Here is a 22,554-nt window from a genome sequence, read left to right as displayed (position 1 = left end):
CGAAAAGCTCTACATTCTTAATAAAGATTTGGCGGTGAGTGGATGAAGAGACTATACAAAAACAACCTCGTAACCTTTACGTTCCTGATTCCGGCTCTTTTATTTTTTTCTTTAGTTGTCATTTTCCCCTTTTTCCGCGGGCTGAACATTGCGTTCACCAATTGGGATGGCATCAGCCCAACCTATGACTATGTTGGCTTGCGCAATCTCAAGCTGCTGTTCAGCGACACCGATGCGATCGAGCCGATTAAAAATACGTTGTTTTTCGCTTTTTCCACGACGCTTCTCGTGAACGTATTGGGCCTATTGCTAGCCGTGGCGCTTAATACCAAATTCAAAGGGGTCAACCTGCTAAAGACGTTCATTTTTATGCCGATGGTCATCAGCCTTGTGTTGGCCTCCATTATTTGGCGCTATATTTACAGTGATATTTATCCGATTTTATTCCACACCGATAGCGGTCTGCTTGGCAATCCTTCAACTGCCATGCTGGGCATTGTCATCATTGCTGTCTGGAAAGAGGTTGGTCTGGCGATGGTCATCTATTATGCGGGCCTGCAAACCATTCCCAAAGACATGTATGAATCGGCCCGCATTGATGGCGCTGGCATCATACAGCAGTTCCGCAGCATTACGATCCCCTTGCTGATGCCTGCCTTTACGTATTGCATTCCTTTGTGGCTCGGTACAGGCTTGAGGCAATTTGATTATTCGATGGTTGCGACAAAAGGTGGTCCAGGAACGTCTTCCCAGACGATGGCTATGTATGTGTACAATTACGAATTCCCTTATTTCAAGGCAGGCTACGGGCAGATGTCTGCCATTGTGCTTTTCGCGTTCATTCTCTTTATTACCGTTCTCGTTACCGGCTATTTCCGCAGAAGAGAGGTGGAATATTGAACACATCGCGAGCTACCAAACAGTCTAAGTGGGTGGAACGAATGCGCATTGCTATCCTTTATGCCATTGGCCTGCTGTTCTTGTTCCCCTTCTATATCGCAATCGTCTATTCCATTAAGACACCGATAGAGACGGCCGAAAGTCCGCTCAGCTTTCCCAAGCACATTTCATGGAGCAATTATGCGGATGCTATTGAAGCCTCCAACTTTTTCCTTGCGCTGCGCAACAGTGTGGTGACAACGTCGGCGACGGTTGCTCTGACGATTCTCGTCTGCTCCATGGGAGCCTACGTCATTGCCCGAAACAATAACCGCTTTTATACGTTTTTCTATTATTTATTTATGTCGAGCATTATGCTGCCGTTTCAGGTGCTGATGTTTCCGCTGTACAAAACCTGGGCGGACCTTCATATTTTGAATACGCTGCCGGGGCTCATCACCTCGCTTACGGGCGTGCAAATCGGTTATTTTTGCTTCCTTTATGTCGGCTTTATTAAGACGGTTCCGAGGGAGCTGGAAGAGTCGGCTTTGCTGGACGGAGCTTCAAGGTATCGTACGTTTTTTAGTATTATTTTTCCGCTGCTAAAGCCTATTAACATGACGATCATCGTACTTAGCGCCCTGGGGGCGTGGAACGATTTTGTAGTTTCTATGGTGCTTGTGCAGAAAAAAGCGGTTTCCACGCTGCCGCTCGTGCAATTCCAGTTTTTCGGCGAATATACGTCCCAGGTGAATATGGCATTCGCAGCTATTATCCTGTCCATGATTCCTATTATGATCTTCTACGGATTCGCTCAGCGCTATATTATTGGCGGCGTAACGGCGGGCGCGGTAAAAGGCTAACGACGAAATGAGGCTCACAACGATGAAAGATGCAGCTAATCCAGTAAGTAAACAGCTTTTTCCTAATCCCTTTATCGAACAAAGAGCGGACCCGTGGATTTACCGGCATTCGGACGGATATTATTATTTTACAGCATCCGTGCCTGAATTCGACCGAATTGAGCTGCGCAGGGCAAAGGGGCTGACGGAGCTTGCCGAAAGTACGCCAGTCGTTGTATGGACGAAGCCGGGCATGGGGCCAATGAGCGCTTTAATCTGGGCACCGGAAATTCATTTTATTGAAGAAAAATGGTATATCTATTTCGCGGCGGCGCCTTCCGAGGAAATCGTTGACGGCTTATTCAACCATCGCATGTTTGTCCTTGAAAATGCTTCGTCCAATCCGCTGGAAGGCAATTGGACGGAGAAGGGACAAATCCATACCGCCTGGGACACGTTCGCGCTTGATGCGACCAGCTTCTCTCATAAAGGCAAGCAGTATCTGGTTTGGGCGCAGAAAGCGCCGCATATTGCCGGCAATTCCAATTTGTACATTTCAGAGCTGGAAAATCCGTGGACGCTGCGCGGCGAGCAGGTGCTTCTGACGAAGCCGGAGCTTCCATGGGAAATCATAGGCTTCAAGGTAAACGAAGGGCCTGCGGTGCTAGCGCGCAACGGCAAGCTGTTTATCACCTACTCCGCAAGCGCAACGGATCATCATTATTGCATGGGACTTCTGACAGCAGATGCGGATTGTGATCCGCTTGATGCGGCTGCTTGGAGCAAATCGCCACAGCCGGTGTTTCAGACGAGCGAGCGGACAGGGCAATACGGGCCAGGGCATAGCTGCTTTACGGTTACGGAGGATGGGCTTGAGGATGTGCTTGTCTATCATGGACGCAGTTATAAGGAGATCGTGGGCAATCCGCTGTATGACCCCAATCGCCATGCCAGAATAAAAAAAATCGACTGGGATGAGGATGGGAATCCGGTATTCGGTGAACCAGCAGCTGACGATCCTTCCTAATGCCTCTGTCATGATCAAAAAATGAAGTTAGCTAGGGAGTGTCTTCAAACAGGGCGATTCATAAACGATGATAGGGAAAAACGGGCTCATCCGCCTAGAACGGCTGGGACCGCGCTATCTATCCCTCGTTTAGTGTTTAAGCGGTTTGAAGACACTTCTTGTTTTTTTGATTGCGGAATGGAGCGATAGGTTTTGGTGCAGCTACTATTTTCAACGCTTCATTGACGAATGGCAGATAGTTGTGATTAAATTGTTTCAAGGGAAACAATTTGCACGAGGTTTCGGAATTAAATTCTCTTGCTATAGCTGGATTGTTTCCTTTGAAACAAAAATTTTGGATTGAAAAATAAAAGGAGGGGCATGTCAATGAGCATTGCAGTTACGATTCGTGAAAGGCGGAGCATTCGGCAGTTTAACGATAAACCGATTGCGACGGAGCTGCTTCTCCAATTGTTAAATGATGCTGTGTGGGCACCTAATCATGGATTACGGGAGCCTTGGCGCTTTATTGCAGCCGAACGTATGGAGGCCAAAGCCAGGCTGGTCGATCTCATGATGGAATCAATGTCCCATCTGAAGCGCCTTAAGCTGATGCCAGGAAAGATGAAGCAAATGATGTCGCAGCATTACAGCAAAACCCCGGCCTTTTTAATTGTTGTGATGAAAGCAGACAAAGATGCACATAAGCAGGAGGAGGATTTTGCTGCTGTCAGCTGCCTTATTCAAAATTTTCAACTACTCGCTTGGGAGCAAGGGATTGGGATGGTTTGGTCGACGCTTGAATGTATCCATTCTCCTATATTTTGTGAAGGGTTAGGCGTCAAGCCGGGAGAGCGAATAGTCGGTATACTGCATATGGGCTATTATGATAAAATTCCGAAAGCAAAGACCCGGACGCCTGCTGAAAAGAAACTAACCGTTCTGTAATCTGCTGCTGCGGGACATTTTTTATTGGCCAAATTGTTTCATTTGAAACAATTTATGAGTTATACTGAAAGGAGTGAAGATAAAAAGGATGGGTTAAGCATGGAAAAACATCAAATGAACAAGCAATATGTTTATGAAATGCTGATAAAGCTTCTGCATCAGCAGGAGCAGTTTGAGCAGGAGGAAGGCAGCTTGTTTTTACAGGAGCTGCGCAAAAGCATTGAATTCGATACGCCGCTTAATATGACGGAGATTCATGTGGTAGCCTGCATCGGACAGCATGAGCCGCTTAATTTGACGGCAATTGCTGATAAAATGGCACTGAGCAAAGGGAATATCTCCAAGGTGACGAATCGTCTTCTCAAAAACGGCTGGGTACGTAGAACACAATTAAATGACAACAAAAAGGAAGTTTTTTTTCGTCTGACTTCGCCGGGCAAGCAGCTGTATGCCATTCATGAAGAGATACATGACAAGGTACAAGCGCAATTTATGGGGATATTGCATGCCTATAACGAGGCCGAGCTTGAAGTAGTCAAACGGTTACTGCTCGATTTGATCGGTTTTTATGAGCAAAGCATTGCAAAGATAACGGAGCAAACATGATGAATAATCGATGGAAAGGTGTGACGAAAGATGCATTATGGCGTAATTGTGGTAGGAGGTGGACCGGTCGGCTTGATGGTAGCCTCTGAACTGGCATTAGCTAATGTAAAAGTGTGCTTGCTGGAGCGTTTGAAGGAAACAACGCCTTATTCCCGGGCATTAACCATTCATCCTCGCACATTGGAGATTTTAGATATGCGAGGCATGACGCCGGAACTGCTGGAGAGGGGGAGGCCGATACCAAGAGGGCATTTTGCCGGCCTCCCAACGCCGTTGGATTTTTCGATTTTGGATTCAGCCTCGAACTATACATTATTTTTGGCGCAAAGTGAAACCGAGAAGCTGCTGGAGGAACGGGCAAAAGTGCTAGGGGTAGCTATTTTCCGGGAAACGGAAGTGAAATCGATCCGCCAGCACGACGAAGGTGTTGAAGTGACGGCGATAGGAGCGGAAGGGGAATATAGGCTGACTGCCGAATACGCTGTGGGCGCTGATGGCGGCGGGAGCCTTGTCCGCAAACAATTGGGGATCGCATTTCTAGGAACGGATGCTACTTTTACCGGTATGCTTGGAGACGTCAAACTGCCCGATCTTGAGCCAGGCAAAACCGTATCGCAATTTACGGAGCAGGGCGGCATCATGATTGTACCCGTGACTAGGCACATTCACCGGGTTATTGTGTTCGATCCTGAGCGGATGGCGATTGCTAAGGATGAACCCGTAACACTGGATGAACTGAAGTCCAGCATGCTGCGTGTTTATGGACAAGATTTTGGTATTCGAGAAGCGCAGTGGCTCTCGCGATTCGGCAATGCAACTCGCCAGGCTGAGCATTTTAGCAAAAAACGGATTTTCCTGGCCGGAGATGCGGCGCATATTCATCTCCCAGCAGGAGGGCAGGGGATGAATGTCGGTTTGCAGGAGGCTGTGAATTTGGGCTGGAAGCTGGCTGCCAAGCTGAATGGCTGGGCCCCGGACTGGCTTTTGGATAGCTATCATGAGGAACGTTACCCTGTCAGCACGGCGCTGCTCCGCAATACCGAAGCGCAGGCTCTACTGATTAGACAGCTTCCGGGCATAATGGAGTTAAGAAAGCTAATGTCATCCCTTCTGCAAATTCCCGAAGCCAATGCGTTGCTGTCTGACCAAATTTCAGCCTTTAATGTGGGCTATGCGCCTGACCCGCACTCTCCGCCGCATGCCCTGAATGGACGCCGGTTCTCGGAGCTTACGTTGAGGCTGGCGAGCGGCTCTCTTCTGAAATCCTATAAGCTCATGCATGCTGGCTCCTATGTATTGCTTCACCTTGCTGGTGATCCCCAATTTGGCGAGCTAGTCGATTGGGAGAAATATGGGCATGTGGAAGGCGTGCAAGCTTCTATAGCAGAAACGGCTGCCGATTGGGAAAATGTCCATACGGCATTGATTCGCCCAGATGGCTATATTGCGTGGGCGATTGACTGTGCAGAAGCGGCGCCGCTGGAGGCGGTCAATGCAGGACTTGCCCGCTGGTGTGAGCTTGGTTAAGTAATCGTTGAATGGCTAGTCTAGTTCCCCTTTCTCGCTGCCGAGATAGGGGTTATTTGATTTTTCTATCGTTATATCAATTAATTTTATAATTCCGATAAGAATAGTTGACTTTAAAAAAATCGACTTGTATAATGCATAAAAAGGTTGAAACATCCTGAATTTTACATGGAATGAGATTCCTTTTTATTTCTAGCATTTGGGGAGGAAACCTTGTTGAAAAAAGTAAAGATAACAATCGCCCTATTCTCGGTCCTTTTATTATTAGCAGGCTGCACAAGCGCAAAGCAGGGCTCGGGTACGACGCCAGCTTCAGCTGAAAGCTCTAGTACCCCATCAGAGAGCGTGGCGCCAGCAGCAAGTCCTGAAGCGCTGAAGGTGCTTAATTTGGGAAAAGATGTGGAGCTTGCATCCATGGATTCGGCCATTGCGACAGACGGGCTGTCCTTCGAAGTAATTGCCGCTACAACAGAAGGCTTGTATACGATTGATGAGGATCGCGTGCCTCAGCTGGCTTTAGCTGAAAAGGTAGATTTGAGCGAGGATGGCCTCCATTATACGTTTACGCTGCGAGATGCGAAGTGGTCCAATGGCACTCCAGTCACAGCGCATGATTTTGAATTTGCATGGAAGCGCCTTGTTAATCCGGAAACGGCTAGTGAATACAGCTTCATCGCAGGGGTAGCCGGTTTGAAAAATGCCGATGCCATCATCGCCGGCGAGAAAAGCTTCGATGAGCTTGGCGTAAAGGCTGTTGATGACAAGACGCTGACGGTGGAGCTTGAACGCCCGATCCCTTTCTTTAACTCTGTAATCGCCTTTCCTTCATTCTTTCCTATAAATGAAGCCTTCTTGAAGGAGAAAGGCACAGAATACGCATTGACTCCAGAAGCGCTGCTGGCGAATGGCCCGTTCAAGCTGAAAACCTGGGAGGTCGGCGGTACAACCTTTTACTTGGAGAAAAATAACGACTACTACGACGCAGACAGCGTAAAGCTGGATGGTCTAAACTATAAAATTATTAAAGATACCCAGCAATCTGTCCTTGCCTACGAAAATGGAGACATCGATTATGTCGCCCTCTCTGGCGAACAAATTGCAAGCTATCAGCAAAGTCCTGAATACCATAGCGTGCTGACAGGCTTCTTATGGTATTTGTCACCGAATCAGAAGGTTCCCGGTCTTGAAAATGTCAATTTGCGCAAAGCGCTCTCGCTTGCTTATGACAAAACAGCGGTCGTCGATGAAATATTGAAGGATGGCTCCATCGTAGCAGACTTTGCCGTTCCGCAGTTTCTGGCGACCGGACCTGATGGAAAGGACTTTAGGGAAACGGCAGGCAGCTATCCATCGGGCAATAAAGAAGAAGCACTGAAATACTGGGAAAAAGCGAAAGCCGAGCTTGGCATTGATGCCATTGAGCTGGAGCTGCTGTTCGAGGATACGGAATCGGCGACGCTCGTATCGCAGTACATTCAATCGGAAATCGAAACGACGCTGCCCGGCGTAACCTTTGCGCTCAAGTCCCAGCCGAAGAAAAATCGCGTCGAGCTGATGTACAACGGCGAATATGAAGTGGGCCTGACCAGATGGGGGCCAGATTATAACGATCCGATGACCTATCTAGCGATGTGGACGACGGACAATCCGAACAATTTTGGCAAATGGAGCGATAAAGCCTATGATGAGCTCGCGGATCGGGTGAGCAGAGGCGATCTGGCCAGCCAGCCTGCGCAGCGGTGGGAAGCGTTAAAGCAGCTGGAAGCGAAAGTGCTGGAGCAAGCGGTTATTTTCCCTGTGTATCAGAAGGGCAACGCCATTTTAATTAAACCGAAGGTAACCGGAGTTAATCTTGGCGCTATAGGTGGCAGCATTTCTTACAAATTAGCTGACAAACAATAACGGGCTTACATTTCATCGCGAAACGATAGCTTTGCCGCCAGAGGACGGCGACAGCCGTTTACGCTTGAGAGGTGAAACGCTTGAGAAACTATGTGTTAAAAAGATTAGGCTTAGCCGTTGTGACTCTGCTCGTTATTTTGCTGGCGCTCTTCCTTATGCTGGAGCTTATGCCGGGCTCGCCGTTTAACGATGAGAAGATTACCCAGGCGCAGCGGGCCGTACTGGATGCCAAATATGGCCTGGATCAGCCCGTGTTTAATCGCTTTGTCCATTATATGAAAGCGATGCTGAGCGGTGATTTCGGCGTTTCTTATGTCATTCAGAAAAATATGCCGATTTCCGCCATGCTGGAGGCGCGCCTGCCCGTATCTATACAAATCGGGTTTCAGGCCGTGCTGCTGGGAACGGTGATTGGATTGCTGCTCGGCATTGCAGCCGCTCTTAAGCACAATAGCTTTGCCGACAGCCTGACGACTTTTGTTTCGGTCATTGGTGTCAGCTTTCCCTCTTATGTATTTGCCCTTGCCCTGTCGTATTTTTTGGGATGGAAGCTCAAGTGGTTTCCGCTCTTATATAGCTCTGCATCGCCGCTTGCGTCTACGGTGCTGCCAACGATTGCCCTTTCGATGTTTACGATTGCGACCGTTGCGCGTTTTACTCGCTCTGAAATGATCGAAGTGCTTAGCTCAGAATACATACGGCTATCGGAGAGCAAGGGTGTGGGAAGCGCGAGGCTGATCATCGTACATGCGCTGCGTAATGCGCTCATTCCCATTATTACGGTGCTGGCGCCGCTCGTTGTCGCTTTAATGACCGGCAGTCTCGTTATTGAGCAGATTTTCGCCATTCCCGGCATCGGCAGCTTGCTCGTGACAGCGATTCAAATCAATGATTACAACGTCATCATCGCCGTATCCTTCCTTTACAGCACGATGTTTATTTCGATTATGCTGGCTGTAGATATTTTATATGGCGTCATAGACCCGCGCATTCGTTTGGCGAAGGGGGAGAAGCATGGGTAATCCGGTTCAATCTTATACAGGCGGCGATTTCGAGCTTGCTGGCAATAGCGAGCGGGTGCAAATCGATCATACCTATACGAGCCAATCGTATGGGCGGGATGCCTTCCTGCGGTTTAAGGCGAATAAAGGTGCGGTTATGGGCCTAGTCATTATTATTATCATTTCTTTTTTCGCCGCCTTCGGGCCGATGATGAGTGAGCACACGTATAAATCAATTAATATTAAGCATAAAAGCTTGCCTCCACGCATCGAGGGCTTGGATCATTTTTTTATTTTTAATGGAGCAGCCAATGGGGTTCATGCGTACGAGCAGAAGGGGCTGACCGACGTCTATTATATTTTCGGCACCGATACGCTGGGGCGCGATTTATGGACCCGTACCTGGGAGGGGACGCGCATTTCCTTGTACATCGCGGTAATTGCCGTTGCAGTTGATGTGATTATCGGCATGTGTTATGGCCTGGTTTCCGGTTATTTCGGCCGTTCGGTTGACAATGTCATGCAGCGATTTATTGAAATTTTAAGCGGCATCCCGAATTTGGTCATTGTGACGCTGCTCATTGTCGTGCTGAAGCCGGGGTTTGTAACGATAACGCTCGCCTTAATGATCACAGGCTGGATTGGGATGAGCCGGGTAGCACGGGCACAAATTTTAAAGCTGAAGGAGCAGGAGTTTGTGCTGGCGTCCCGAACGCTCGGGGCGGGTCATTTCCGTATTATTTTCAAAGATATTTTACCTAATATTTTCGGGCAAATCATTATTATGTCGATGTTTTCAGTGCCGAGCGCAATTTTCACAGAAGCTTTTCTGGCATTTATCGGTCTCGGCATTCCCCAGCCAATGGCATCTTTAGGCTCGCTTATAAGCGAAAGCTTCAAGTCGATGACGATTTATCCGTATATGCTTGTCGCACCTGTCGTTGTGCTGGCGCTGCTGATGCTGAGCTTCAATCTGCTCGCAGACGGGCTGCGCGATGCGCTTGATCCGAAAATGAAGGAAAGCTAGGAGGAAAAAGCAAATGAGCGAAACGGTGCTTTCGATTCGTAATTTATCGATATCGTTTCAGACAGCGAGCGGGCTGGTCAATGCGATACGCGGAGTGGATCTCGAATTGAGCAAAGGGGAGACGGTAGCGATTGTCGGGGAGTCCGGCAGCGGCAAGTCTGTTACGGCAAAAGCAATTATGCGAATTTTGAGCAGCAATGGGCAAATGAATGCCGGCTCTATCCTATTCCACTATGAGGATAAAGGCAAAGTTGTGACCCGTGATCTGCTCAAGCTGTCACAAAAGGAAATGCGCTCGCAAATCAATGGCAGGCGAATCGCCATGGTGTTTCAAGATCCGATGACGTCGCTGAATCCGACGATGACCGTTGGCAATCAAATTATGGAGAGCATGATCATCCATTTGAAAAAAAGCCGTGCCGAAGCGCGCAAGCGGGCTCTAGAGCTGCTGCAGCTCGTTGGCATAAGCGATCCTGAGAAGCGGATGAGATGCTACCCGCATCAGCTGTCCGGCGGCATGCGTCAGCGTGCCGTCATAGCGATTATGCTCGCCTGCGACCCGGAGGTGCTTATTTGCGATGAGCCAACGACGGCGCTTGATGTGACGATTCAGGCAAAAATTTTAGAGCTGATAAAAACGCTACAAGCGAAAACGGGCATTTCCGTCATCTACATTACGCATGATTTAGGCGTCGTTGCGAAGGTAGCCGACTATGTGACGGTCATGTACGCGGGAAAAATGATTGAGCGGGGGACGGTGGAAGAAATTTTTTACGATCCCCGTCACCCGTACACATGGGGACTGCTTTCCTCGATGCCGGACATGGGCTCGCCGAACGAGAAGCTGTACACGATTCCCGGCAGTCCGCCGAATATGCTCCATCCGATTACTGGAGATGCGTTTGCGCCGCGCAATGTCCATGCGTTAAATATTGATTTTAAGCTGGAGCCGCCCATGTTTAAAGTAACGGATACGCATTATGCGGCGACCTGGCTGCTGCATGAGAATGCGCCGAAGATCGAAATGTCAGAGACGCTGAAAGCGAGATTGGGCAAGGTGGCGAAGGAGGTGGGGAGCGAGTGGGAAGAGAAACGATCTTGCGAGTTGCTGATCTGAAGCAGCATTTTAAAGTAAGCAAGCATTATACAGTCAAGGCGGTAAATGGGGTTTCCTTTGACATCCATAAAGGGGAAACCTATGGGCTTGTCGGAGAGTCGGGCAGCGGCAAATCGACGATTGGGCGAACGATTATTCGGCTGTATGAGCCGGCAGCGGGCGCGATTTCTTTTCAAGGTGCGGATATTTCCGGCGCGCTGAGGGAGGAGGAGCAGACGCTGCTGCGCACCAAGATGCAGATGATTTTTCAAGATCCGATGGCCTCGCTTAATCCGCGAAAGAAAGTAATCGACATTATTGCGCAGGGGCTGGACATTCATAAGCTGTACCGCACAAAGCAGGAGCGCCAAGAAAAGGTAGAGCGCATACTCGAAAAAGTGGGGCTGTCGCGCGAGCATGCGAACCGTTATCCGCACCAGTTTTCAGGCGGGCAGCGGCAGCGCATAGGCATAGCCCGGGCGCTCATTATGGAGCCGGGCCTTATTATCGCTGACGAGGCGATCAGCGCCCTCGATGTGTCGATTCAGGCGCAGGTTGTAAATTTGCTTAAGAGCATTCAAGAGGAGACGAACACGGCCTTTTTGTTCATTTCCCATGATTTATCGATGGTTAAATACATTTCCGATCGAATTGGTGTGCTGCATTTAGGCTATTTAGTCGAAACGGGAACGACGGAGGATATTTTCGAGCGTCCTGTACATCCGTATACAAAGTCGCTGCTGTCGGCGATTCCCCATGCCAATCCGTTGAAGGAAAAAACGCGAGTCGCCCTCTCCTACGACTATGCCGACAGCGGGATCGACTATGCAAGAGGGGTACAGCAGGCCGTTTCGGCGACTCATAGCGTGCTTGCGACGGAGGAGGATTTTTCGTTGTGGACCGGCAGATAATGAATGCAAGCGGCATGCTGTTAAAGGGCGCTGATAGCATAGTTAGCTATGAGCGGATGGTTATGGCTAGTAACCGTCTGCCGGGTGCTGTTGGCTAGTTATCGTTTACTTTCAGCTATTATCCCCTTAGCTCAGAAGATCGCATAAATAGATAAAATAAAGAGATAACTTCAAACCTGCAAGCCTCTTCTTAATCCCCGTGTTTAACCTTCTCTTTGTTCATGCTTGTTAGATGATAGGCTCTGAATCGCTGTGTTCGGCTCTAGCTCCAAGTTTTCTGAGCTAAGGGGATAACGGCCTAAAGTGCAGTGCTGCCAAGCATGCGACTATGTTTGAAGAGAGTTGTCCATTAAAGAGGCGAAGCCAGCGTTGGGTGAAAAACAGCCTGTCCTCCGTCATGATTTATCATGACGGAAGGACAGGCCTTTTTTATGTGTAAACAGCAGGCTTGCTTTTCTTATTGTGCATCTATGCGCATCGGATTTGGTATTTCCACGTATAATGGCGTTTCGCCGCGCTGATGAAAACGGCTAAGCAGATTTGCCTTTGCCGGCAGTGTGGCGCTGGTTAATAAATCTTGAATAAGATTGTGCAGCGGCATATGGGAGGAAGCTTGCTTGATTTCTTGCAGCACATCGCTTGCGATTGCCCAGTACACCTGCTCTTCCTGCCCGCTATAATACGAAATTCGTGCGATGAGATGGGAGAGATGGTTAACGAAAAAATAATATTTTAAGCGATGGCGGGCTTGCTCCTCGGAATAGAGGACAGGGCTGTCTTCCCGCAGCAGGGTGTTAATCCAGCCCCGCTCCGTGGCCATTTCCACGTTCATGCTAATGCCCTCAAGATCTCTGACATAAAAAGTGCCGGGCATGCCTTGCTGCAAGCGCAGCATCGCATTTTGCACATGCGCTTCCAGGCTGATGCCCGTTTCTGCATATAAATGCAGCAGCGGCTTCATCGACAGGTGCAAATATTGGCGCAGCCAATTTGCCCAGTCAGGCTGCTCTGGATGCAGCGCTTGGCGCACGGCTTGGAATAGCAGTGGCTCGCTGTGTCCGGGCGGCACTTCGAGCAAGGAGGCGATGACAAATGGTGGCTCCTCGGCAGAAGTGCATTCTTCCGGTGCCTCGCGCACAATCATTGAGAATGCAGACATCAACTCCTCGTTCAAGCTTTGCTCGGCATCAGGTATGTGCAGCGTGCGATAACCCTCCTCAAGCAAAAGCTTAAATGACCCCGTCGTATACTCCTCGCGAATAGCATAAATTGCCCTTGAGGCATCAAGCGTTCGCAGCAGCTGCTCGGGCGTGTTCTCACGAATGAAATTCGTAATCCGGATGTGCAGCGATAGCTTGTAAAAGCAAGCTTGCTCCGGGTTCCATACCGTTCGCACAGATGAGGTTGGGTATACGAGTGGCCCTGTGTCCCCTAAATCTACGAGCAGTCCTTGCTCTAGCAATTTTTGCACAGGAGCAAGGCTGCGTACGTATGCTGCCTGCCAAGGATGGCAAGGCAGCAGCACATAATCGCCGCTTGCTGCGCCAAGCTTCGCTTCAGCTGCAGCTTTCATCGCAGGCGGAATCCATGCGAACTGCTCCTCATTCGTTCGATCGCCAAGCCAATCCTCTGCGATATAGGCAGGGGCCGCAGCGAAGCAGTGGAGGGTGAAGGCTGCTCCAAATTCTGGCGAATAAGCCTGTGAATCACTGCCCGAAAAGCCTTGCAGGCTTTTTGGCGTCGGATGAAAAGGATGTCCGCACAGCAGCGCCTGCTCCAAATAACGGAAATCGAGCAGCTGCTCCCCCTGTTCTTGTTCCTGCTCAGCCGCATAAGCCAAATAGTGATTCATGCGCTGCTGGCTATTATGAATAAGAGCTTCCAGTTCCGCCCGTTTTTGCGTTTTAGACGCTGAGTCTGCTTCGATGAAGCAAATTTCATCCAACACGAGGTGAATAATTTCGGCGAACGAGTTTTTTTTCCACTGCTGTGCTTCCTTCGTATAAAAGTGCTCCCCGAATACATGGTGGCCTCCCGCAGACAAATGCAAAACGGTTCCATAGATTCCAAGCTTCGTGTGCGGGAGCCAGACGACCTTCGTTATTTCAGGATGAAAAAAGGAAACATCGCTGGGCTCGAATTGCCCCGATTCACGAAGGTAGGCATTTAACAAGCGGCTGATGCTTTCCTTTTCCGAGCGTTGAATCGATGGGGTAGATAAAGTGCTTTCGTTTGTTTGAGCTTGCGGCATGTTGGATTTGCTCCTTTCAATCGCTGTTTTATTGGGCGGAAAAATGTTTTTGCTTCCTAGTGTGGGCAGCGGGAAACCAGACAAGCATGGAGGCAAGCAGCATGAAGCCTCCCATTACTAAAAAGACAGAGGACAGACCTAGCTGAGCGCCAATAAAGACACCGATGGTTGGACCTGATATTTGTCCTGCCATGAGGAGGCTGTTCGTTGCCCCGATTCTCACGCCTCTGTCATGGTCGGATGAGGTTTTGAGGACTGACAGCATGACGGTTTGCAATAAGGCACTGTAAAAAAAGCCTTGCAGAAAGCGGACAATAAATAGCCAAATAACGCCAAAGGGCAGCGTTTGGGCTATGATGCACAGAGCGCATAACAGTCCGGCTGCGGTGAAATTGCGCGCGGGCTGGTGGTTATCATTTCTTTTTCCCCACCATGGGCCGCCCACTAATTCTCCGGCAGAAGAAGCGGCAATAAGTAGGCCTACCGCCGTCGCCGCTTTAGCGGGGGAATCTAGCAGCTCCCGCATATACGGCGTAAAAATCGTAAAGGTTGCGAAGTCCGCAAGCTTGAACAAAATGCCGGCAGCGATAAAGGAGCGTGCTACAGGATGCTTCAACAGCGCAGCAAAAGCAGCGAAAATACCGCTCCGCTTAGAGGGAGTAATCGCGGTTTTCGGCTTTTCCTGTGCAGAGCCAGGTAAAACAAAGGCAGCAATTATGGCAAATAATGCGGTTAAAGAGGCAGTTATGAACAGCAGGGGACCGCTTCCCCATGTATTTACGCAAATGCCGCCAAGCAAAGGGCCAACGAGCAGTCCTGCCGCGGAAGCGCGTTCCATTTGCCCGAGCGCCAAGCCTTGCTTTTTAGACGGGGCGTGGGTTCCGATGAACGCACTGCTTGCATCGGAGATGCCGCCGAACGCGCCTTGGCACAGCCGAAACAGAAAAAATTGAAACGGCGTAGCGGCAATGGACATCAGAAACATGCTTAGCGCGAGCCCGAGCAAAGCTCTGACTACCATCCATTTCCGGCTCCAGCGGTCACCAAGCTTACCCCATAAAGGAGTCAGCAGCGCATAAGAGACCGCTGGCGCCGATACGGCAAGTCCGGTCCACATGAGTACTTGGGAGGGGCTTCCTGCATGAAGCGACTCCATGTAGTACGGAATAAATGGGCTAATGCCTGTTAATCCTGCGCTGGTAAGGAACCTTCCTCCCCATAATACACGTACACTCCTATTCCAAGATAATTGCTGCATTTTATCCTCGCCTGCCTTGTCTAACGTGATAAATAATCAAATACCACCCGATATTATCAACAAATATTGTCAAAGTCAATGATGTTAAATGAAAAATATAAAAAATAAAAATATATTGACAGTCAAATAAAGGAATAGCATAATGTAGCCTATGTCGCATTTTTGAAATTAATAATCATTATCATTTGGCGTATAAGCGGCATCAAAACTAGAGGAAAGCTGGTGTTCATGCATGGAACAAAACGCTTTGCAGGTTAAAGAACGGTCGCCGAAAATCGCCAATACGATCATCGATTGCATTGGACGAACGCCATTAGTTCGCTTGAATTCCCTGTTTGGTTCACACGGGGCATCTATTTTCGCCAAGCTAGAGATGATGAACCCCGGCGGGAGCATGAAGGATCGTCCTGCCCGCTACATTATCGAGAAGGGTCTGAGGGAAGGAACGATTCAGGCAAATACTCATCTGATCGAGAGCACGTCGGGTAATCTGGGCATTGGCCTGGCACTCGCTGCCAAGATGTATGGACTTAAGTTCACCTGTGTGGTGGATCCGAAGATTACCTCGACCAATTTGCGAATGATTACGTATCTGGGTGCCCATATCGACATGGTTAAGGAGCCTGATGAATTCGGCAGTTATTTGCAATCGCGAATAAGCAGAGTGAAGGAGCTTGTGAGCCAAGATCCCCATGCTTACTGGATCAATCAATATGCGAATCCGCTTAACTGGGAAGCGCATTATTATGGGGCAGGAGAAGAAATCGTGGAGCAAATGGACAGCCCAATCGACTATTTAGTATGCGCTGTGAGTACAACTGGCAGTATACTCGGAATTTCACGCCGCGTAAAGGAGGCATTTCCACGGGCCAAAATAATCGCGGTAGATGCGGTAGGCTCTATTATTTTTGGAACACCGCCTGCGCCGCGCGAGCTTCCCGGAATCGGAGCCAATCGTGTGCCCGAATTGTTTGCTTCGCTTGAGATCGATCAGGTCATTCATGTCAACGATCGCGAATCGGTGCAGGGCTGCCGCAAATTGCTGGAGCGCGAAGGGATTTTTGCAGGTGGATCATCAGGTTCCCTTGTAGCCGCACTGCAAAAACTGCTTCCGACCCTGCCGCCTTCAGCCAATGTAGTAACGGTACTGCCAGACCGGGGAGAGCGTTATTTGGATACGGTTTACGATGAGCGATGGGTACAGCAATTGCCGCAAGGCAACGATGCAGTTGGGCAAAACCATTACGAGCAAGGAGTGGTCAACAAATGAATCAAGTACAGGAGCATGAAATTTTATATTTGAGCAAGCAGCATATTGTGGAGCTTGGCGGAACGCATTCAGCGCCATATGTCGCAGCGGTGACCCGGGCGTTTGAGCTTCATGCTAAGGGAGAATTTATGCAGCCTCTAAAACCGTATTTGCGGGTGAACGGGGACGCAGGCCATATTGCTGATCGTATTATTGCTATGCCTGCTTATGTCGGTGGCGAAGTTGCCGTAAGTGGGCTGAAATGGATTGGCAGCAAGCACGATAATCCGGCGAAGCGCAACAAGGAACGGGCAAGCGCGCTTATTATTTTGAATGATCCCGAGTCCAATTATCCGATCGCGGTCATGGAGGGAAGTCTCATAAGCGGCATGCGTACAGCCGCGGTGACCGTCATTGGTGCAAAGCATTTAGCTAAAAAAGGTTTTGGCGCGGTGTCGGTCATCGGCTGCGGCGTCATTGCGAAGATGCAAATTACTTCTTTGGTTGAGCAATTTTCGGCGATTCACACCGTTCGTTTATTTGACCTGAACAGGGGGAATGCCGAGCTGCTGGCAGCAGAGCTGCGAGAGCAGTTTAAGCAGGTCGACTTCAAGGTGGAGGAATCGGCTGAGCAAGCCGTTCGGCAGGCGGAAGTGCTCGTCACCGCAACCGTAGCCTCTTCGCCATATATCCCGTACGAATGGCTGAACAAAGGCACGTTCATTAGCAATATCTCGATTATGGATGTGCATAAGGACGTATTTGTTCATGCGGACAAAGTTGTTGTCGACGACTGGGATCAATCCAACCGCGAGAAAAAAACGATTAATCAGCTTGTGCTGGAGGGCAAGTTTTCGCGTGAGCAGCTGCACGCTGAGATGGGTGAAATCGTAATCGGCAGCAAGCCGGGGCGTGAAACCGATGATGAAATTATTTTGCTCAATCCGATGGGAATGGCGGTTGAAGATATTTCAAGCGCGGCAGAAATTTATGCGCAGGCTGTGCAGAAAGGGATAGGTACCCGTCTATGTCTGTAACCTCAAGCGGCGTACGTTCAGAAATTCAGAACATCGTTCCTTATATTCAAAAGCTGAAGGCGGAGCAGCCCGGCCTATTATGTGCATATGTGCGTGATATGGATGCCTTGCGCAGTCATGTGAGGGAGCGGGTGCAGTCGCTGCCCCGGCGCTGCAAGCTGTTTTATGCGATTAAAGCAAACTCGGAGCGCGAGGTGCTTGCTGCACTCGCTGAAATTGTGCACGGCTTTGAGGTCGCATCGCTAGGCGAAATCAGAAAAGTGCGCGAAATCTCCGCAGAAATTCCGATTTTATTCGGCGGACCCGGAAAGACGGAGGAGGAGCTCGAAGGCGCAATCGAATACGGCGTCAGTCTCATCCATGTGGAGAGTGGGCATGAGCTGAATAAGCTGAATGCGATTGCTGAAAGGCGCGGCATTGTGGCACCGATTCTGCTGCGCATAAATTTGCGGGGCCCGCTTCCAGAGGCGACGCTGGCAATGGGCGGGAAGCCAACGCAGTTCGGCATTGACGAGGAGTCGCTGCCGGAGGTTATGGGGCAATTGCAGAAGCTGCGGCATGTCCGCGTGGAAGGATTCCATTTTCACTCCCTATCGAATAATTTGGATGCAGAGCAGCATGTTCGCCTGGTCGAATATTATTGCAGCATTTCCCGGCAGTGGGCTGTAAAATACGGCCTGACCTTGAACTATATCAATGCAGGCGGCGGCATCGGTGTCAATTATGCGGATTTGGAGCAGCAGTTTGCTTGGGATAAGTTCGTCGTTGGTCTAGCGCCAATGCTGGAAAAGGAGCTGCCGCCAACCACCACCATACTTTTTGAATGCGGACGCTATCTTACCGCCTCCAGCGGGTATTATGCCGTCGAGGTGCTGGATATTAAGCGGAATCACGGGAAGGATTATGTCATTATTCGTGGAGGAACCCATCATTTTCGGCTGCCTGTCTCCTGGAATCATAATCATCCGTTTGAGCGGATCGCCATTGAGCATTGGCCGCATTCCTATGAGCGCCCGGCGCTTTATGACAGCTGGGCTACAATAGTCGGCCAGCTATGCACACCGAAGGATGTGCTGGCGCATGAGGTTGAAATGAAAGAGGTACGCGTAGGCGATATCCTGCTGTTTCGTTATGCGGGCGCATACGGCTGGGCGATTTCGCATCATGATTTTTTGAGCCATCCGCATCCTGATCATGTTTATGTCGAAGAGCTGAACACTCTTTTTGGAGGTGCCGTGTGAGCCATATAAGTTTGTCATTGATGCACTCCCATGAGCTAATTCAAGTAAGAAGGCGTATTTTCCGTCAACTGATAGAGTCGCTGTTGTATGAGCGAATTATAACCGGGCCCGCTATCGCAAGCAGCGCAGAAACAGAATATGAGCTTCACGGAAAAACAGACTCTGGCGAGCAGGTCGCTTATCGGTTTAAGGCTTCCCGTAAAAAAAGCTTTGGCCGCATCCGCTTGTCGGAGGAGCCCGTTGTGCGCTGTGCGGCGGGTCATGCTATTGAGGCCGATTCGCTGCCGCGCTTTCTGTTGGAAATCGCAGCTGCGATAGGGACGACGGAAACATTATTGTCCGTCTTTATCGATGAAATTCAGCAAACACTGCTGAAGGATACGATGGCTGTCCAATGGATGCTGGAATTGCAGCAGCACAAGCCAGCCGATTATGACGATTGGGAGAGCTATGTGCAAGCGGGACATCCCTATCATCCCTGCTACAAATCAAGAATCGGCTTTACGCTGGAGGATAATTTGGCCTATGGACCGGAATTCAAGCCGGAGCTGAAATTGGCTTGGGTGGCTGTTCACTACTCAGCTGCGAGTTTTTCGATTTCTCGCATGCTTGATCTGACTAGCTATATGCAGCATGAGCTTGGAGCCGATTACGCAGCATTTCAAGCGACAATTGAGGCAGCGGGTAAAAATCCCTCTGAGTACAGGCTGCTGCCCGTTCATCCATGGCAGTGGGAGCGATTTGCGGCGATTGCTTTTTTTGAGCAGCTGGAGTCGCAAGAAATCATTTATTTAGGCTATGGCAGCGAAGGCTACGTGCCCCAGCAGTCCATTCGCACACTTGGCAATCGGGCGGACAAGTCCAAGGCATACGTTAAGCTGCCGCTTAGTATTACGAATACATCGTCCGGCCGTATTTTGTCTCGGCATACGCTGCTTAATGCGGCGCGCATATCAGATTGGCTTGGCGAAATGGTGGCGAGCGATGCTTTTTTACGTGATGAGCTCAGGCTCATTATGCTGAAGGAGGTGCTGGGTATTTCTTATCAGCATCAGCAGCTGCCGAACCTGCTTGAGCAAAAGGTTTATGGCGCGCTTGGCGCCATTTGGCGCGAAAGCCTGCATCCCTATTTGGAGCCAAGCGAGGAAGCTCTTCCGTTTGGGGCCTTAAGTTATCTTCAAGCGGACGGGACGCCGGTCATTGATGGCTGGATTCAGGAGCATGGCCTGGAGGGCTGGGTGAAAAAGCTGCTTAGCGTCTCGGTCATTCCTTTGATTCATTTGCTGTATGCGCATGGAACGGCGCTGGAGTCCCATGCGCAAAATATGATGATTGTGCTGGAGCGGGGGCTGCCGACACGTATCGCTTTGAAGGATTTTCACGATGGCATTCGCTATTCGCCAGCCGTTCACAATCCACTGGGCTATCCGGACATTATGCATCCTCCGGCTAATCATCAACGCGTTAACCGCAATTCATTCATTGCGAAGGAAGATGTCAAAGAGGTCAAAGACTTTTTGCTTGATGCGTTTATGTTTATTAATTTAACCGAGCTGGCCTTCTTTCTGGAGCAGCAATATGGCTTGACCGAAGAAGCATGGTGGGGAATGACGGCTGAAATTATCGCCGGCTATCAGGAGAAATTCCCAGAGCTTCAGGATCGTTTTGACATGTTTGATCTATTTGCTTCTGATATCGAGGTGGAACAGCTGACCAAACGCCGCTTATACGTAGGTCCGAACGATTGCGTTCATAGCGTAAGCAACCCGCTGTATGCATTCCGCCCGAAGCACCGCACATTGGTAGGGGAGTGAGAAGATGGAATACGGTAAGACAGAAGCTTTAACAGCAATGCCGAAAGAGGGAGCGATGCAGGAATACAATTATGCGCTTGCGATGCGCTCGCCTTATTTTGTGCAAGTAAGACGCCGGATTTTTCGGCAGCTTGTTCAGTCCATGCTCTACGAAGGGATTGTCGATGGCTTGAGGTCGGAGCCGGATAATCGCTGGTCCTGTGAAATTCAAGGGGTGAGCGAAAGCGGAGAGACGATCGCTTATATTTGCGGGGGCACGCGGCATCTTACGTTCGACCGCTTGCGGATGGATGGCCAGCCGCTAAGGCGCCGGATCCATAACAGCGAAGCCGAGGCGGATTCGCTTTCGCTGTTTCTGCTTGAGACGGCTGCGGGGAGTGGAGCAGACGAGGCGCGGACGCTGCATTTTATCCAAGAGCTTGAACAGACGTTAATCAACGATACACTCGCGCAATATGAACGGCATCAAGTGGCCATTCCTATCCATCAGCAGCCTTATGAGGACTGGGAAAGCTTGATTATGGATGGGCATCCGTATCATCCGAGCTACAAATCGCGTATTGGCTTTAATGTTTCGGATCATTGGGCGTACGGACCGGAGTTTGCTAAGCCTATCGAGCCGCTATGGGTAGCCGTGCATCGAGAGTTCGCACGGATAAGCCGCTCAGCCACAGTCCAAAATGGCCATTCATCGCAAACTGGCCTATACGGATGGATCGGCGCACAGCTGGATGAGGGCAGCCGTTCCAAATTCGCCGCTTGTTTTAAGCAGGCTGGCGTTGATGCAGACTCCTATGTGCTGCTGCCCGTGCATCCATGGCAATGGCATAATAAATTAACGGCCGTATTCGCAGCGCAAATTCGCGGGGGAGAAATGATACTGCTAGGCACAGCTGGTGATCGCTATACCGCCCAGCAATCGATTCGCACACTTGCCAATCGGACAGCTCCGCATAAACCTTATGCCAAGCTGGCCTTAAGTATATTAAATACATCAACCGGAAGGATTCTGGCTCCTCATACGGTTGAAAATGCACCGATCATTACGGATTGGCTGCAAGGCTTGGCAGCCGAAGACCGTTATTTACGCGAGCAGCTGCGCGTCATCCTCTTAGGCGAGATTGCGGGGGCAGCTTATGTCAATGCTGATATTCCCGCTGCTTTGCAGCCGCAAACCTATGGCGTGCTTGCCTGCATATGGCGGGAGAGCTTGCACCCGCTGCTGCTGCCGGAAGAATCCGCCGTACCGTTCAATGCCCTATGCGCGACGGATCTGGACGGCGCACCAATCATTGATCCATGGATCAAGCAGCATGGTGCGGAAAACTGGCTGACTGAGCTGCTGGACGCGAGCGTACGACCGATTATTCATTTTCTGTTTGCCCATGGCATCGCTCTCGAAACTCACGCCCAAAATATGATATTGATTCATCAAGCGGGACTGCCGCAGCGGGTTGCACTGAAGGATTTTCATGACGGCATCCGATTTATGAAAGCAGCTCTTGCCCAGCCAGACAAGTGTCCGCAGCTTGTACAAGTGCCGGAATATCATCAGCGGGTCAATCGCAATTCGTTTTTGGAAACGGATGACCCGGCAGCTGTACGGGATTTTGTCCATGATGCCTTTTTCTTTATTAACTTAGGGGAACTGGCCTTGTTTATGGAGGAGCATTATGGCTTCGCCGAGGAGAAGTTTTGGCAGCTGGTTAAACGGATTATTGTGGCGTACCAGCAGCAGTTTCCAGAGCATGCAGAGCGATTTGAACGTTTCTCGCTGTTCGATGCGGTCATAGGCGTAGAGCAATTGACGAAAAGAAGGCTGTTCCCGGATAATGAGCTGCGCATTCATCAAGTTCGCAATCCTTTAGCTGATTACTGATGATTTATGGATAAAAATGGGTGAATTTTTGCTGATATTAAAAATAATGCATGAGATCGACAGCTTATTGCATGGACAGC

18 protein-coding genes are annotated in these 22,554 nt (G+C 49.8%); 16 read left to right on the top strand and 2 right to left on the bottom strand.

The genetic code is table 11. The features are described 5' to 3' along the window. Positions 1-42: 42 nt before the first annotated feature. The 11 genes from ABEW34_RS10035 to ABEW34_RS09985 all read left to right on the top strand — a co-directional run bounded on the left by ABEW34_RS10035 (position 43) and on the right by ABEW34_RS09985 (position 11,745). On the top strand, positions 43-900 hold the full coding sequence (locus ABEW34_RS10035; protein ID WP_430157740.1) for a carbohydrate ABC transporter permease: 858 nt from the start codon (positions 43-45) through the stop codon (positions 898-900). Positions 901-941: 41 nt separating this feature from the next. Continuing rightward, positions 942-1,742, top strand: coding sequence for a carbohydrate ABC transporter permease (locus ABEW34_RS10030; protein WP_430157738.1), 801 nt, complete (start codon positions 942-944; stop codon positions 1,740-1,742). A gap of 22 nt (positions 1,743-1,764) precedes the next feature. Further along, on the top strand, positions 1,765-2,748 hold the full coding sequence (locus tag ABEW34_RS10025) for a glycoside hydrolase family 43 protein (protein WP_430157735.1): 984 nt from the start codon (positions 1,765-1,767) through the stop codon (positions 2,746-2,748). Between the two features lie 366 nt (positions 2,749-3,114). Beyond that, positions 3,115-3,675: a nitroreductase family protein gene (locus ABEW34_RS10020; protein WP_430157734.1), complete on the top strand. Its 561-nt coding sequence runs from the start codon at positions 3,115-3,117 to the stop codon at positions 3,673-3,675. A gap of 99 nt (positions 3,676-3,774) precedes the next feature. Continuing rightward, complete coding sequence (locus ABEW34_RS10015; RefSeq protein WP_430157732.1) at positions 3,775-4,281, top strand: MarR family transcriptional regulator; 507 nt, start codon at positions 3,775-3,777, stop codon at positions 4,279-4,281. 30 nt (positions 4,282-4,311) lie between these two features. Then, positions 4,312-5,808: a monooxygenase gene (locus ABEW34_RS10010; RefSeq protein WP_430157731.1), complete on the top strand. Its 1,497-nt coding sequence runs from the start codon at positions 4,312-4,314 to the stop codon at positions 5,806-5,808. A 216-nt stretch (positions 5,809-6,024) separates the two neighbouring features. Further along, positions 6,025-7,710 (top strand): ABC transporter substrate-binding protein, encoded by a 1,686-nt coding sequence (locus ABEW34_RS10005; RefSeq protein ID WP_430157729.1) that lies wholly within the window; start codon positions 6,025-6,027, stop codon positions 7,708-7,710. Between the two features lie 80 nt (positions 7,711-7,790). Continuing rightward, positions 7,791-8,732, top strand: coding sequence for an ABC transporter permease (locus ABEW34_RS10000; protein WP_430157726.1), 942 nt, complete (start codon positions 7,791-7,793; stop codon positions 8,730-8,732). Continuing rightward, positions 8,725-9,738, top strand: coding sequence for an oligopeptide ABC transporter permease (opp3C, locus tag ABEW34_RS09995; RefSeq protein WP_430157723.1), 1,014 nt, complete (start codon positions 8,725-8,727; stop codon positions 9,736-9,738). Before ABEW34_RS10000 ends, opp3C begins: the two co-directional genes overlap by 8 nt. A gap of 13 nt (positions 9,739-9,751) precedes the next feature. Beyond that, positions 9,752-10,855, top strand: coding sequence for an ABC transporter ATP-binding protein (locus ABEW34_RS09990; protein ID WP_430157720.1), 1,104 nt, complete (start codon positions 9,752-9,754; stop codon positions 10,853-10,855). Continuing rightward, on the top strand, positions 10,819-11,745 hold the full coding sequence (locus tag ABEW34_RS09985; protein WP_430157717.1) for an ABC transporter ATP-binding protein: 927 nt from the start codon (positions 10,819-10,821) through the stop codon (positions 11,743-11,745). The genes ABEW34_RS09990 and ABEW34_RS09985 overlap by 37 nt, the downstream gene beginning before the upstream one ends. Positions 11,746-12,202: 457 nt before the next feature. On the opposite strand, the gene ABEW34_RS09980 is transcribed toward ABEW34_RS09985, so the two are convergent. Both ABEW34_RS09980 and ABEW34_RS09975 read right to left on the bottom strand, forming a co-directional pair. Next, positions 12,203-13,996, bottom strand: a complete 1,794-nt coding sequence (locus ABEW34_RS09980) for an IucA/IucC family protein (RefSeq protein WP_430157714.1) — start codon at positions 13,994-13,996, stop codon at positions 12,203-12,205. Positions 13,997-14,024: 28 nt separating this feature from the next. Further along, positions 14,025-15,254, bottom strand: coding sequence for an MFS transporter (locus ABEW34_RS09975; protein WP_430157711.1), 1,230 nt, complete (start codon positions 15,252-15,254; stop codon positions 14,025-14,027). A 232-nt stretch (positions 15,255-15,486) separates the two neighbouring features. Between ABEW34_RS09975 and sbnA the strand changes: the two genes are divergently transcribed. The 5 genes from sbnA to ABEW34_RS09950 are packed head-to-tail and all read left to right on the top strand — an operon-like array spanning position 15,487 to position 22,474. Then, on the top strand, positions 15,487-16,524 hold the full coding sequence (gene sbnA, locus ABEW34_RS09970; protein ID WP_430157709.1) for a 2,3-diaminopropionate biosynthesis protein SbnA: 1,038 nt from the start codon (positions 15,487-15,489) through the stop codon (positions 16,522-16,524). Then, positions 16,521-17,540 carry a 2,3-diaminopropionate biosynthesis protein SbnB gene (gene sbnB, locus ABEW34_RS09965; protein ID WP_430157706.1) on the top strand — a complete coding sequence of 340 codons (1,020 nt, stop codon included), beginning with the start codon at positions 16,521-16,523 and terminating at the stop codon, positions 17,538-17,540. Before sbnA ends, sbnB begins: the two co-directional genes overlap by 4 nt. After that, on the top strand, positions 17,531-18,781 hold the full coding sequence (locus tag ABEW34_RS09960) for a type III PLP-dependent enzyme (RefSeq protein WP_430157704.1): 1,251 nt from the start codon (positions 17,531-17,533) through the stop codon (positions 18,779-18,781). The genes sbnB and ABEW34_RS09960 overlap by 10 nt, the downstream gene beginning before the upstream one ends. Next, on the top strand, positions 18,778-20,595 hold the full coding sequence (locus tag ABEW34_RS09955) for an IucA/IucC family protein (protein ID WP_430157701.1): 1,818 nt from the start codon (positions 18,778-18,780) through the stop codon (positions 20,593-20,595). Before ABEW34_RS09960 ends, ABEW34_RS09955 begins: the two co-directional genes overlap by 4 nt. Before the next feature lie 4 nt (positions 20,596-20,599). Continuing rightward, the gene (locus tag ABEW34_RS09950; protein ID WP_430157698.1) at positions 20,600-22,474 is read left to right on the top strand and encodes an IucA/IucC family protein; all 1,875 of its coding nucleotides are present in this window, start codon (positions 20,600-20,602) and stop codon (positions 22,472-22,474) included. Positions 22,475-22,554 lie beyond the last annotated feature (80 nt).

The sequence above is a fragment of the Paenibacillus algorifonticola genome (genome assembly GCF_050481745.1).
Classification (GTDB): domain Bacteria; phylum Bacillota; class Bacilli; order Paenibacillales; family Paenibacillaceae; genus Pristimantibacillus; species Pristimantibacillus algorifonticola_A.
Note: the sequence above shows the minus strand (reverse complement) of the source record. Positions and strands in the feature narration are given on the sequence as shown.